The following is a 14,327-nucleotide window of genomic DNA, read 5'->3' on the forward strand; positions in this document are numbered from 1 at the left end:
TACATAAAATTATTAACAAGAATTTTATTTAATGATATACCATGATTAAACAAAACAAGTATATAAACGAAAAGAAAGATTCAGGGGAGGTTAAAGATCTATTCTATGAATATAATATAGGTGCTAAACCCTTTTTAAAGTGGGCTGGTGGAAAAAGTCAATTATTAGATAAGTTTAAGGAATTGTATCCGTTTGAACTCAAAGTTGGTGTTATCAAAAATTATTATGAACCATTTTTGGGTAGTGGAGCCGTATTTTTTCATATTGTTCAAAATTTTAGAATTGAAAATGCTTATTTATATGATATTAATGATGAGTTGATAATTACTTATAAAGTAATTCAACAGGATATAAATAAACTGCTAGATTATCTTTATGATTATCAGAAAGTATATTCTAGACTGAATAAAAAGGAGAAGCATGAATTTTATTACGAACAAAGAACTAACTATAATTTGCAACGATTTAACATTAATTACAAATATTACTCTGAAAATTGGATACCAAGAGCAGCACAATTAATATTTTTGAACAGGACTTGTTATAATGGACTTTATCGTGTTAACTCTAAAGGGGAATTTAATTCACCAGCTGGGGATTATGATAATCCCAAAATTTGTGATGAGGATAATTTACTATTAGTTAACAAGGTCCTTCAACTTGCCACAATTAAAGCCGGTGATTTCAGAGAAGTTCAAAATGATCTTTCAGATCATTCCTTTATCTACTTTGATCCGCCTTACAGACCCTTAAGCACAACCTCAAATTTTAATTCATATAGTCATCATACTTTTTCTGACTTAGAACAAAAAGAATTAGCCAAATTATTCAAATTCTTACACAAAAATGGTCACAAATTGATGCTCAGCAATTCTGATCCTAAGAATGTAAACCCAAATGATAACTATTTTGACAAGCTTTATTCTGGTTTTAACATTCATAGAATTCCTGCAAAAAGAATGATCAACTCTATTGGGACTAAAAGAGGCGCTATTAATGAGCTAGTTATCACAAACTATTCTAATTACTTATGGGAAAAGGACAAAAAGGCAACATTACAGGTAATCAGCTAGAAGCCGCTGTTAAAACAGTTCTTTCTGGTAAAGGATTTAAAATTGTAAAGTATCGAGATTGGATTAAAACACCTCATAAATTTGGGGATGAATTATTGCTTACCAATGTCCCCTATACAACAATATATAAGCACAAAGGTAACACTGAATTTCTTTTAATTTCTAAAAAATATAACTGTACAATCAGAATTGAGTGCAAGTGGCAACAAACTAGTGGTTCTGTAGATGAAAAACTCCCTTACTTGTACTTAAATGTAATTGAAGCGATGCCCGAAGATAAAATTCTAATTTTAATCGATGGTAGAGGTTGGAAAGAAGGAGCAATAAAATGGCTTAAAGAATCTGTCGAGAAAAAAAGATATACCAATCAAAATAGTGAGCAAAAAGATATTCTTGTATTTAATCTTACAGATTTTTTTACTTGGGCTAATAAAACTTTTATATAAAAAATTGAGATAATCATTTTATTTCACATTTAACATTTATCTGCATCACATCACTTTCGGCAATAAATCATTTCTGTTAAAAATTACCAGTGAGCTTTGAAGCTTATTTTGTAATTTTGAGCAATAAATTTTACGAATTCGGAGAGAATTTATGAGTGCTGAAATTAAACTCGAAGAAAAGATTAATCTTAAAAAAGATTTCCCCGTTCCTTCTTTTGATGAATGGAAAAAACAAGTTGAATCAGACCTTAAAGGCGAATCCTTTGAGAAAAAATTAGTTACGAAAACTTACGAGGGAATTGACCTTCAACCAATTTACACTTCAAATGATATTAAAGACATTCCTTTTCTGAATAATTATCCAAGTTTCGAAAATTTTGTGCGTGGAACTAAAGCTTCAGGTTATCATTCTTCCGCGTGGGAAATTGCTCAGGAATACTCTTATGCATTGCCCGAAGAATTGAATGAAGCTCTAAAGCACGATTTACAGCGAGGTCTTGAAAGCATAAATATTAATCTTGATTTACCAACTCAACTTGGTATTGATGCAGACCAATCCAAACCCGGCGAAGTTGGTAAAGGTGGGCTTTCGATTTCCGGAATAAGAAAAATGCAGGTACTGTTTGATAACATCGATTTGACAAAACATCCCATTCATATTAATGCGGGCTTCTCTGCGTTACCTTTTACATTGTTGTATGCTGCATTCACAAGAGAGCTTCGCTTAAGTCTGATGAATCTAAAAGGATCAATCACATCAGACCCGTACGATTTTCTTTTAAAGCACGGATTTCTTCCTTATTCATTCAAACAAATTTTTGATGAAATAAAATTTTCAACTCAACTGATGATTCGTTCCAATTCTCCGATAAGAACAATTGGAGTAAGCGGATTGAATTACAACAATGCCGGGGCTAATGCGGTTCAGGAGCTTGCATTTGTGTTTGCAACTGCTGTTGAGTATCTGGAAGAAATGCTTAACAGAGGTCTGGCGATTGAGGAAGTTGTAAAGAGGTTTAAATTTACATTCGGAATCAGTTCGTTCTACTTTATGGAAATTGCTAAGCTAAGGGCAGCAAGAATTTTGTGGAATAACATTCTTAAACAATACAATGTTTCTGAAGATAACCGAAAAATTTATATACACGGTAAAACATCCCAATATAATCAGACTATAATTGATCCTTATGTAAATATGCTTCGAACAACTACAGAAGCATTCTCTGCTGTTGTTGGTGGAGTTGATGCACTGACTACAAGTCCTTTTGATGAAGTGTTTGACATTCCCGATAATTTTTCAAGACGAATTGCCCGTAATACACAGATAATTCTTAAAGAGGAATCTCATCTTGATCAGGTAATCGATCCTGCAGCCGGATCATTTTTCGTCGAAAGTCTCACTGCACAACTCGCAGAATCAGCATGGAAACTTTTTCAGCAAATAGACGAATCGGGTGGAATGTTTAAAGCAATTGAAACAGGATTTATTCAGGATGAAGTTAATAAAGTTGCAGAAGCAAGAAAGAAAGATTTTGCGAAAAGAAAATCCGTTTTAGTTGGAACAAATATGTATGCTAATCCAAAAGAAGAATTGAATGAACCAAAATCTCCAGACTACGAACTAATTTACAAAAAGCGTGTTGAGTATATTCAGAAATACAGAATTAGTGGTGATGATCAGAAGCATAAAAACATTTTAGATAAACTTCAGATAATTGCTGACACTAAATCCTATGATTTGGTAGAAGCAGCCATTGAAGCTTACATTGACGGTGCTGCAATTGGTGAAGTTGCAAGCTCTATTCGATCAACTGGTAAAGAAGAAATTAAAGTTAATGCATTGGAAATTCACCGTGCTTCAGAAATTTTTGAAGAACTTAGATTTGCTTCGGAAAATTTCAGAAAAAAATATGGTCATAAACCAAAAGTATTTTTAGCGGTTATGGGAACATTGAAACAATATAAAGCACGTGCAGATTTTTCAAGAGGATTTTTTGAAGTTTGTGGATTTGAAATTATTTATCCCTCGCAAGGATTTAAAACAACTGATGAAGCTGTTGATGCTGCTATAAATTCAAGTGCTGAGATAATTACAATATGTTCAACTGATGAAACATATCCCGAACTTGTTCCACTACTCGCAAGAAAAATAAAAGAAAAATCACCCGAATCGATTTTAGTTCTTGCTGGATATCCTAAAGATCAGATCGAGCAACATAAGCAATCAGGAATTGATGAGTTCATTTATCTCGGAGCAGATGTGCAAAAAGTCCTTTCAACTTTATTAAATAAAACTTTAAAATTGAATTAAAGCAATTGTCACACTGAGCGAAGTCGAAGTGTGACGTAAATATGAAAATAGAATAATCGTCATCCTTCGACAAGCTCAGGATGACATGGGAATTAGAATTAAAAAAAATAATATGAAACCAAATTTCAAAGACATAAAACTTGATTTATCGGCAAAGCAGATTTCCCGGACTGAATGGAAAGAAAAGTTTAAACAGGAAACCGGAAAATCAGTTGAAGATTTCATCTGGGAAACAATGGAAAAAATTCCTGTCAAACCTCTATATACACAAGAAGATATTAAAGAGCTTGAACACATTGATTACCTCTCGGGATTACCTCCATTCTTACGCGGACCATATTCAACAATGTATGTTCAGCGACCTTGGACAGTGAGACAATACGCTGGTTTTTCAACTGCAGAAGAAAGCAATGCATTCTATCGTCGTAATCTTGCACAAGGACAAATGGGATTATCGGTTGCATTTGATCTTGCAACTCATCGCGGATATGATTCAGATCATCCGAGAGTTGTTGGTGATGTGGGTAAAGCAGGAGTTGCAATTGATACAGTTGAAGATATGAAAATATTATTCGATCAGATTCCGCTTGATAAAATGTCTGTATCAATGACGATGAACGGAGCGGTAATTCCGGTAATGGCATTTTACATAGTTGCCGCAGAAGAGCAAGGAGTCAAACACGAACAGTTAACGGGAACAATTCAGAATGATATTCTGAAAGAATACATGGTTCGCAACACTTATATTTATCCACCTGAAATGTCAATGCGAATCATCGCAGATATTTTCAAGTTTACTGCTAAACACATGCCCAAGTTTAACAGCATTTCAATTTCAGGATATCATATGCAGGAAGCCGGTGCTACTGCAGACCTTGAGATGGCTTATACATTATCTGATGGTTTGGAATATGTAAGAACAGGTATCAAAGCCGGTTTGGATATAGATGACTTCGCACCAAGACTTTCATTCTTTTGGGCAGAAGGAATGAATTATTTTATGGAAGTTGCTAAGCTTCGTGCTGCACGATTAATCTGGGCAAAAATCATAAAACAATTCAATCCCAAAAATCCAAAGTCAATGTCGTTGCGAACTCACTCACAAACTTCCGGTTGGTCTTTATCTGAACAAGATCCTTTCAACAATGTTGTTCGCACTTGCATTGAAGCTTTAGCAGCTGCACTTGGTCATACACAATCACTTCATACAAATTCACTTGATGAAGCAATCGCTCTTCCTACTGACTTCTCAGCCAGAATTGCAAGAAACACGCAGCTTTATCTTCAGGATGAAACTTTTATAACAAAAGTTATTGATCCTTGGGGTGGTTCTTATTATGTTGAAGCATTAACTGATGCACTTTTACAAAAAGGTTGGGAACATATTCTGGAAGTTGAATCGTATGGCGGAATGACAAAAGCAATTGAAGCTGGCATTCCTAAAATGCGAATTGAAGAAGCTGCTGCAAGAAGACAGGCAAGGATAGACTCTGGTAAAGAAACAATCGTTGGTGTTAATAAATACAGACTTGAAAAAGAAGAACCAATTGAAATTCTTGAAGTCGATAATACAGCAGTCAGACAAAATCAGATAAAAAGAATTCAGGAAGTAAAAAATAAAAGAAATGAAACTGAAGTTCAGCAAGCACTTGATGCAATTACAAACGCGGCAAAATCAGGAAAAGGAAATTTGCTCGAACTTGCAATTGATGCAGCAAGAAAAAGAGCAACACTCGGAGAAATTTCTTATGCAATTGAAAAAGTTTGCGGAAGGTATCAGGCAGTGACAAGAACAATATCCGGAGTTTACAGCAGCGAATATTCAAAAGATGATCAGCTTTTCAACGAGGTAAGAAAACTGACAGATGAATTTGCTCAGCGCGAAGGACGTCGCCCAAGAATTATGATTGCCAAAATGGGTCAGGATGGACATGACAGAGGTGCGAAAGTTGTGGCAACGGCATACGCCGATATGGGATTTGATGTTGATGTTGGTCCATTATTCCAGACACCAGAAGAAACAGCTAAACAAGCTGTTGAAAACGATGTTCATGTTGTTGGAATGAGCTCACTTGCCGGTGGGCATAAAACACTTTTACCTCAACTAGTTGAAGAATTGAAAAAACTCGGAAGAGAAGATATAATCGTAATTTGCGGCGGAGTTATTCCCGCACAGGATTATGATTATTTATATGAACACGGAGCCTCTGCAATCTTTGGTCCCGGTACAAAAATTCCCGAAGCCGGTAAAAAGATAATGGAATTGATAAATGAGAGATTCTAAGAATTAAACCATTAAACCTCCGAGGTTTCTAAAACCTCGGAGGTTTGAAGATAATTTTTAATATGGAAAAAAGAGAAACTATTACAAAAACACTTATCATCATCTTTACAACAGAGGCGCCAACAAATCCCCTATCTTTTACGAAAGAGAAAATTATTTGTACTTTTTAAGAAGAATGAAATATTATTCCAATAAGTATAAAATAAAGATTTTATCTTACTGTCTAATGCCTAACCACTTCCATTTATTTTTAAAACAAACAACCGATGAATATTCTGTTTCCTCATTCATTTCTTCACTGCTAAATTCTTATGTAAAATCCATAAATAAAAAATATCAACACAGCGGAACATTGTTCGAGAGTAAAACCAAAAGTAAACAAATTGAGGATGAAACATATTTTGTTTGGGTAATAAAATACATTCTTGAAAATCCTGTGAAAGCCAAATTAGCAGATAATATTGTAGAATGGGAATTTTCTAATGCAAAAGATTTAGTTGGGTTACGGAATGGAAATTTGACAGATGTGAGATATGTAGAATCCTTTTTTCAATCAAGAGAAAGTATGATTAAGTTTTTAATGGATAAATCAATAAAAGTAACTTACGATTTTTAATAATTAAACTTCTCTATAAAACCTCCGGGGTTTTCTTAAACCTCGGAGGTTTGGGCTTTTAATAACTCTTTCCTTATCAAATCAGCATGTTCGGGTTTTAGTGTGGCTATTTTTATATCAATCCTCATTTCCCCTTTTTCATCCGTAACTAAATTTATCTCCGGCTCTTTTGCGGGTAAATGCCACGGCGAAAAATAAATTTTTCTTTTTAGTTCTTCTCTTATTTTTTCAAAATCTGTTTTGCCGGATGTTGTAAGTGTAATCAGATGACTTTCATATTTCTCGGAATTTGAGAGTTGACTGAATGTACTACCACTTAATTTGCTGTAAGGAATTTTAATTCTTTCACCTTCACCGGTTTCTATTTCAATATGTCTGAGTGTTGTCTTAACTATTGTTCCAGATTTATTTTCAATTTTTACTTTCGTATTTAGCGAAAAATCATTTTCGCTCTTCAAAATTATTCCAGCTATAAAATCCCTGAACCAGAACCATGCAATAAGCGCAATTAGTGTTATTGTAACAACCGATAGAATAACAGGTAACATTTGAGTACCGGAGAAAAAAGCAATAACCAACCAATAGACAAGAGTAATTGCAAAAACAAAATCCAGAACAGGTATAAGTTTCTTAATAAATTGTAAGAAATTCGCCGGTAGTTTAAGCATCACGAATAATTTTAAAATTATTCTGAGTGCGATGTAAAGTATAATTGCAACAATTATAAAACTTACAGATTCAAATGCCGGAATGTGTGGTGTAATTATCATATTATCAGCATCCGTTTTTTTAATACTTTGATCAAAAATGGTTCAATGTATAAGTTAATTCCATAAACGTTTGAGGATTTTTCAATTATTAATCCGCTTCGAAGTAAAGTTCTGACAATATCTGCACCTGATTTCTCATTTGCCTTCATCACTTTCAATAGTGATTCAAGCGAAATTCTTCTGTGAAGAGAAATCTGAGCGAGATAAATGAGCCAGTCTTCATTCAATTCTTCCAGAGGGCTTAAATCGTAAATAGCCGGATTCTGAATAATCAGTTTATTGCTATCATACTTTTTAATATTCGCAAGCCAACCGTTCATTGCCGTTCCGGGATTTCCATCATAATAATCGAAGTACCTGTCAAACAATCCTGCAAGTTTTAATTCTCCAATCTGTTCTTCATCTTTATTACCTAATTGAAACATCAGTCCGCTTGAATTATGTCTGCGTAAAATCAATTCTTTAAGATTTTCAGAATTAAAAGGTTCACAAAGAATTGAGGAAATAAAGAGATCATCGATCCTTTTTATTTTATTTATTAATTGAAAAGAATGAATGTTACAATTAATTATAAATAATATTTTATCAGAATATTTTCTTACCAGATCTGAAATTAAATCCACAACTTCAAAACCGGATTCATTTCTTTCCCACCAGATTTCCAAATCGTTAATTATCATAGCGCAATCCGATGGCAAAGTATTGAAAACACTATCAATAGAACCGGACAAGTTTATATGTCTGCGAAGAAATTTTTCAAAGTCTGAAACATTTGAAGTGCTGTTTGCCGGTGAACGAAGTGAAAATATTCTGTCAGCTCTGAAATATTTATTTGCAATCATACCCGAAAGCGTTGTTTTACCGGAATTTCTTTCACCAAGAATCAGCAACGCACCATGATAGCCGGACTTATAATAATTCAGTGCAGCTGAGGCAGTTTGCATTTCACTTCTCATTTCGACCCAGAAATCTTTGCTGATTCTGGATGAACAGCTGAATAATTTTTTATAATAATTTGGTAATGTAGAATAAACATCCGGTTTTGGACTTACGGATTTAACGAATTGCAGAACTTCACCGATTGTGGAACCTGGTGTTTTTGAATAGCTTTTTTGTTTTCTTGCAAAGATAATTCCCTTGCTCTTTCCGTAAATTAAATCAACAAGAACCCGCTTAGCCGCTTCCTGAGCCTGTTCAAAAGAATCTGAAACAGATTGAAGTAGTTTTCTGCTTTCCTGTTTTCTAACTAAAAGCCCCATTTCTTCCGAAGTTCTTTTAAGTGAAAACGGATTTAACATTTCACTGATAAGTTTGTAATGCTTTTCGATTGAGGCAATAAAGTTTTCCAGTATTCCTACTGCTTCGTTAGAAAATTTATCCAGCTTTTGTTTCAGTGAAGTTAAATAATCCTCAATAAGTTTTTGCCTGTCGGGAGTTTCATCTTCCAGAGAACTAATATTAAAGTTAGCCAGGTTTATCGCATCTCTAAGATTTTCATTCAATTCAGATAATAACTCGCCAATTTTTTCAACATCTTTGATAATCGGTTCAGCAAATGCTGTTTCAATCAGGATTTCAGCCAACCTTCTGAAGTTTATTGATTTTACATCCGCAGGATTGAATTCTCCTCTGCTTATTTCAGTAATAAAATCGTCGGAAGGAACATCCGTTTTTTCAGGAAAAGTTTCAAAGAACTCTTCTGTTATTGATAAATTTTCTTCCACTTCTTTTAACAAGTCGGATGATGGGTCACTGAATTCAGGCAGAGAGATGGCAGGAATTTTACCACCGTTGACTTCATCAATTTCATTTTTGATTTCTTCAATCGGTTTTAAAATCTTATTAAGTAAGTATTCGGAGAAAGATTGAACCACATCTTCTTTAACCGATTTAATTCTGCCTTTGAGTCGTAAATCAACTGTTTCAAGTTTAAGATCCGAAATAAATAAATTATAATTTTCTCTGAAGACAAAAGAAAATTTATCAGCGTAATCAATTTTTACTTTCTCGGATTTCCTGGTTCTAAGTTTTTTCTTAATTAGATAATTTACAGTCGGAGTTGCAGCCATTTCATTTATTTCCATCAGATCATTTCTCCAGCTTATAACATATCTCTTTCTCAATCCGGCTGCATTTTCTGAAAGGAAAGATTGAATTTTTGTCAGCTTATCCTGAATTTTTTCCCGTTCACTTTTAATAAGTTCAGAAGAGTAATTACCATTTTCACATTCAATACAAATTTTTTCAAGTGAGTCGTGTAGTGATAAAATGAATATTTTTAAATCCGAAAAGAAAGTATGAACACTTACACCTGCCTCATTTAATACATCAGCCAAGCGTACTTTTTGTTTATGAAGAATATAGTATTGAAGCAGCTTTCTGAAATTTAATTTTACAGACAAAACTTTTTTACTCAGTGAGGCTGAAATTCGTTTTCTGAGCTTGAAAAATCTTAACCTTACATTGTCATTTTTATCTGATTTGAATGCATCTTTTTCAAAATGAAGATTGAAATAATCAGGATAGTGTTCAATCAAATCCTTTGTCTGATTCTCAAATGATTCCAATGCGGAATCAAAAGTTGTCTGATATTTTTTTTCATATTCCGTACTATACTCTTCTGTAATTCTGTAAATATGAAATAAAAGATCATTTAGTGTCTTATGAGCCAGTTTCCTCAATCTTGGCATACCAGATTCACCCAAAGCTTTTTCCAAAATATTAAATTGTCTTCCAGCTAAATTTCCCAGTTTGCTTAAAAGCTCACTGTGTTTGGCAGAATAAAATAATATTGTTTCATCACTGAATGTTTTTATAATTGAGATCATATCTTCGTCAAGTTTGCGAAGATTTCCAGCAAGTGCACTCCCTATAACTTCAGGGAGTGGAGTGATTTCGGTTTCTATTTTTTCATGAGCAGTTTCACCTGTTTTTCTTAATATTCCTATATCAATCTTTTCAAAAAATGAAGATGAATGAATGAGCATTACCGTTCCGATTTTATCCATAAACTCATTCATTTTTTTAATATAGGAATCAGGGTTTTTCAGCGATTCGTCGGAAATGCCAAGAATTATCAAATCAGTAGAAGCGGATTCTGATATAATTATATCAAGAGGTGTTTTGCTTTTACTCTGTTCTCTTAAAATTTTTATTTCTGCTTCAATTCTGTATTGCTCTAAAACCTGATTTGCATTTTTAAAAACCCGTTCAACATTTACATCTTCATCAACAATAAAAAGAATTCTTAATGTTGCCTCTTTCCAAAGTGAACTGGAGCGAATAAATCTTAGAATGGTTAAAGCAAATGAAAAGTTATTACCGTAACCGCGCCACCAAAGGTCAATAGTCTTTCTGCTTCCAAAACCTCGTTCATTATCATAATCAAGAAAGACAATATTATAATCCATTTTATTAAGGTCGTCAATCAACCTTGCAAATTGGTCGGGATATTTTGTATTTCTTGCCCATCCCATCAGAACTGTGTTCGGTTCAATACCTGTAAAACCATAAATTCTTGTGATAGTTTCAATACCCTGATAAATATTTTTGCATTTAAGTTTTTTGGAAAAAATTCCTTCGGCAATTGCATCAATTTGTTGTTCGGCTTCTTTAATTGCCGAATCGAATAACGTCTCAGAATCAGGGTCTTCAATAAAATCAAAATTTGAAATAACGCCCAATTTTCCGGCAATTGCTTTACTCATTTCAACAAGGTGTGGTCTGTTTTGAAGACCACCGCTGAAAAGAATAATATTTGGTCTCCAGTTTCTTACAGATTTAACTCTTCCCTTAAGTTTTGTCAATCCGGTTCTCACTAATGAAGCCCATACACCTTCCCAAGTATCACCACTTTCCAAAGTAAGTTCTTTTCGTTTCAGATAAATAAATAAAGCACCGAGAATAATTGTTGCACCAATCATGGCAACAAAATCAAGTTGAATCATTACAATAAAACAGGCAACAGAGCCAATAAGACTAACGATTCCGGGTACTTTAAACGATGGGTAAAAGTCTGAACTTGCCCAACCTTCAATGGCACAACTAAGATTCAGGAAACCATATGTAGTAATAAAGAACATAGAAACTATTCTTGCGATAACATCCAGTTCACCTATAAGTATTCCGGCTTCAGCAATAATAAAAGTTAACATTAAAGCGTTTCTTGGTTCATTGGATTCGCCAAATCCAACTCCAAAAAATTCGGGAGTAATTTTATCCGTGGATGTTGCCTGTAAAATTCTTGGGGCACCTAAGATACTTCCTAATGCCGAAGAAAGAGTAGCACCCCAAATTCCTGCAATTACAAGTTCCGGAATCAGTGCAATTTTGAATAATGCTTTGGGATCGTTTTCCAGAAGCTCAGGACTGACCTGTGTGGAAAAAAAGAATGCAAGAAGTATATAAACAACCAACCCAATTACAATTGCGGAAATAGTTCCTAATGGAATTGATTTCTTGGGATCCTTTAAATCGCCCGACATAGAAACGCCGGCTTCGAATCCTGTTACAGCAGGAAAAAAGATTCCAAACAATACTATAAACGGTGCAGCAGTCTCTGATGGTAATAGTGTCGGTTCGCTCGGAGCGTATTGATGATTTCCCAATATTATTGAAAGAAGGGACAATCCTATTGCAGCCATTATGAAGTATTGTGTTTTTATTGCGAGCGATGTGCTTATAAAAGTAATTATAGTTACGGCAATCAAAACTATTGTACCTGTCATCCTGATTGTGTTTTTATCCATCGGAAGATTCCAGTAACTTAAGAAACTTTCTGCAAAACCAATCAGATATAAACTAACACTGAATGAAAGACCGACAAATAAAGCAAGTCCAAGTGTGCCACCGATTGGTAAACCAAGACTTCTTGAAATCATGTAATATGTACCGCCGGCCTGAACTTTTTTATCTGTCGCAATTGAGGAGACACTTAATCCTGTAGTAACAGAAATCAGATGTGCCAGAAGAATTATTCCGATTGTCATATAAAGACCTGCCTGGCCTGCAATCCAGGGAAGTCTTAAATACATTATTACGCCAAGAATGGTGAGTATTGATGGAGTGAAAACACCACCAAAGGTTCCAATTTTTTTTGACTTTGCCATAAAGATTAAAATTTTTGCTGCGGCAATTTAATAAAATTTATTTGCAGATTTTGATTAAGTTTTTAGAAGAAAAACAATATTAACGAACGACAAATACAAAAAACTTTTGTTTCTAAAGTTCTGCCAATGTATTTTTTTTGGCAGTAAATAAAGTTAATGAATCAATTTCAAGGTAAATTTACTATATTTACCTTGCAAACGATTCAAGATATGAATTATGGAAAAAATTATTAAAATATTTAAAAAAAATAACGGATATGCGAGAATGAAGGAACTCCGCTCTTCAGGTATTCAAACCCGTGATATTGCGAAAGCAATTGAAATTGGTCTAATTGAAAAAATTAAGCCTGGTCTTTACAAACTTGTAAACTATGAGCGTGATGAACATGAAGGTTTTGTCGAAGTATGCCATGCTAATAGACGAGCTGTTATTTGTATGCTTTCGGCAGCCAGTTATTATGAACTAACAACATTTAATCCATCGGAAATTTATGTTGCAGTTCCAAATAACACCGATAAATTTGTACTTAGTTATCCACCAATAAAAGTTTATTACTTCGCAGATAGTTATTACTCACCAGGAATTGAAACCCTAAAAACAAAAAGTGGAATTGTAAGGATATATAACAGAGAAAAAACTATTGGAGATCTTTTTAGATATATGAAAAAGATAGGCGAGGATATTGCTGTTGAATCACTAAAAACGTATCTGCAAAATAGAAAAGAAAGAAATATTCCAAAGCTTATTGAGTACGCAGAAATTTGTGGAGTAAAAAAGAAAATCGAACCGTTGATTAAGGCAATACTATCGTGAGAGGGAAAAAAGAAATAAAAAATATTGCTGCATCGGTTAAAGAAAGATTAAGAAATATATCAACCCAATCCGGACTGGAATTTCAAAGCATAGTTAGTCAGTATATGCAGGAAAGATTTTTATATCGCCTTTCAAAGTCAATTTATTCAAACAATCTTATTTTGAAAGGCGCGTTGTTATTCGTTGCCCATAATATAAGCAGAAATCGTCCTACAAGAGATATTGATTTTCTAGGCTCAAAAATTCCAAATGAGATTGATGATTTGCTCGAACTAATTAAAGAAATCCTGCAAATTAAGTTCGATGACGGATTAAGGTTCGATTCTGATTCCATTGAAGCTGAATACATAACTGAGCACGGCGATTATAAAGGTGTAAGAATTAAGTTTTATGCATATCTGGAAAATTCCAGAGAAAGAATTCAACTTGATATCGGATTTGGTGATAAAATTACTGCAGGTCCGGTGGAAATTGAATTTCCAACACTACTTGATTTTCCTGCACCAAGATTAAAAGTTTATTCAATTGAAACTGCAATTGCTGAAAAGTTTGAAGCGATAGTTTCTCTACAATTACAAACAAGCAGAATGAAAGATTTTTATGATATTCTGTTTTTTGCAGAAAATTATGATTTCAAAAAACAAAAACTAATTCAGGCAATCACGACAACATTTAAGAATAGATCAACCAATTTAGAATTAAGTAAAACTATCTTTGCGGACCAGTTCATAGAAAATGATGGGTTTCAAAAACTGTGGGAAGCATTTATTGCCAGAAATAAATTAGAAAACACAAAAAGTTTCCCCGAAGTAGTTTCACTAATTCAATCTTTTATACAACCTGTATTCGAATCTAAGACAGAGAATAATTGGAATCCAGAGAAATGGGAATGGGAATAATCCTTA

General features: G+C 33.8%; 8 protein-coding genes and 1 pseudogene. 7 read left to right on the top strand and 2 right to left on the bottom strand.

Annotated features, from left to right (window positions below):
• Positions 1-41: 41 nt before the first annotated feature.
• The 5 genes and pseudogenes from Q0X14_RS06725 to Q0X14_RS06745 form a co-directional block, all read left to right on the top strand.
• Entirely contained in the window at positions 42-1,073 is a 1,032-nt protein-coding gene (locus Q0X14_RS06725) for a Dam family site-specific DNA-(adenine-N6)-methyltransferase (protein WP_297844219.1), read from the top strand.
• A complete protein-coding gene (locus Q0X14_RS06730) occupies positions 1,031-1,519 on the top strand; it encodes a PD-(D/E)XK nuclease superfamily protein (protein ID WP_297844221.1) in 489 nt (162 codons plus the stop codon). The genes Q0X14_RS06725 and Q0X14_RS06730 overlap by 43 nt, the downstream gene beginning before the upstream one ends.
• 151 nt (positions 1,520-1,670) lie before the next feature.
• A complete protein-coding gene (locus Q0X14_RS06735) occupies positions 1,671-3,830 on the top strand; it encodes a methylmalonyl-CoA mutase family protein (protein WP_297844224.1) in 2,160 nt (719 codons plus the stop codon).
• A 112-nt stretch (positions 3,831-3,942) separates the two neighbouring features.
• The gene (scpA, locus tag Q0X14_RS06740) at positions 3,943-6,114 is read left to right on the top strand and encodes a methylmalonyl-CoA mutase (RefSeq protein ID WP_297844226.1); all 2,172 of its coding nucleotides are present in this window, start codon (positions 3,943-3,945) and stop codon (positions 6,112-6,114) included.
• Positions 6,115-6,211: 97 nt separating this feature from the next.
• A pseudogene (locus Q0X14_RS06745) lies at positions 6,212-6,730 on the top strand (transposase); the annotation flags it as partial.
• A 35-nt stretch (positions 6,731-6,765) separates the two neighbouring features.
• On the opposite strand, the gene Q0X14_RS06750 reads toward Q0X14_RS06745, so the two are convergent.
• Both Q0X14_RS06750 and Q0X14_RS06755 read right to left on the bottom strand, forming a co-directional pair.
• Positions 6,766-7,500, bottom strand: a complete 735-nt coding sequence (locus Q0X14_RS06750; protein ID WP_297844230.1) for a mechanosensitive ion channel family protein — start codon at positions 7,498-7,500, stop codon at positions 6,766-6,768.
• Positions 7,497-12,608 carry an amino acid permease gene (locus Q0X14_RS06755; RefSeq protein WP_297844233.1) on the bottom strand — a complete coding sequence of 1,704 codons (5,112 nt, stop codon included), beginning with the start codon at positions 12,606-12,608 and terminating at the stop codon, positions 7,497-7,499. Before Q0X14_RS06755 ends, Q0X14_RS06750 begins: the two co-directional genes overlap by 4 nt.
• A gap of 217 nt (positions 12,609-12,825) precedes the next feature.
• On the opposite strand from Q0X14_RS06755, the gene Q0X14_RS06760 reads away from it, so the two are divergent.
• Together Q0X14_RS06760 and Q0X14_RS06765 are read left to right on the top strand one after the other, a co-directional pair.
• Positions 12,826-13,422, top strand: coding sequence for a type IV toxin-antitoxin system AbiEi family antitoxin domain-containing protein (locus Q0X14_RS06760; protein WP_297844236.1), 597 nt, complete (start codon positions 12,826-12,828; stop codon positions 13,420-13,422).
• The gene (locus Q0X14_RS06765; RefSeq protein WP_297844237.1) at positions 13,419-14,321 is read left to right on the top strand and encodes a nucleotidyl transferase AbiEii/AbiGii toxin family protein; all 903 of its coding nucleotides are present in this window, start codon (positions 13,419-13,421) and stop codon (positions 14,319-14,321) included. The genes Q0X14_RS06760 and Q0X14_RS06765 overlap by 4 nt, the downstream gene beginning before the upstream one ends.
• Positions 14,322-14,327: the final 6 nt, after the last annotated feature.

Origin of the sequence: Ignavibacterium sp. (assembly GCF_025998815.1) — a bacterium.
Classification (GTDB): Bacteria; Bacteroidota; Ignavibacteria; order Ignavibacteriales; family Ignavibacteriaceae; genus Ignavibacterium.

Coding starts and splice junctions, on each gene's coding strand:
- Q0X14_RS06725 (WP_297844219.1), top strand. CDS start 42: ATGATTAAACAAAACAAGTATATAAACGAAAAGAAAGATTCAGGGGAG.
- Q0X14_RS06750 (WP_297844230.1), bottom strand. CDS start 7,500: ATGATAATTACACCACACATTCCGGCATTTGAATCTGTAAGTTTTATA.
- Q0X14_RS06730 (WP_297844221.1), top strand. CDS start 1,031: ATGGGAAAAGGACAAAAAGGCAACATTACAGGTAATCAGCTAGAAGCC.
- Q0X14_RS06760 (WP_297844236.1), top strand. CDS start 12,826: ATGGAAAAAATTATTAAAATATTTAAAAAAAATAACGGATATGCGAGA.
- scpA (WP_297844226.1), top strand. CDS start 3,943: ATGAAACCAAATTTCAAAGACATAAAACTTGATTTATCGGCAAAGCAG.
- Q0X14_RS06735 (WP_297844224.1), top strand. CDS start 1,671: ATGAGTGCTGAAATTAAACTCGAAGAAAAGATTAATCTTAAAAAAGAT.
- Q0X14_RS06755 (WP_297844233.1), bottom strand. CDS start 12,608: ATGGCAAAGTCAAAAAAAATTGGAACCTTTGGTGGTGTTTTCACTCCA.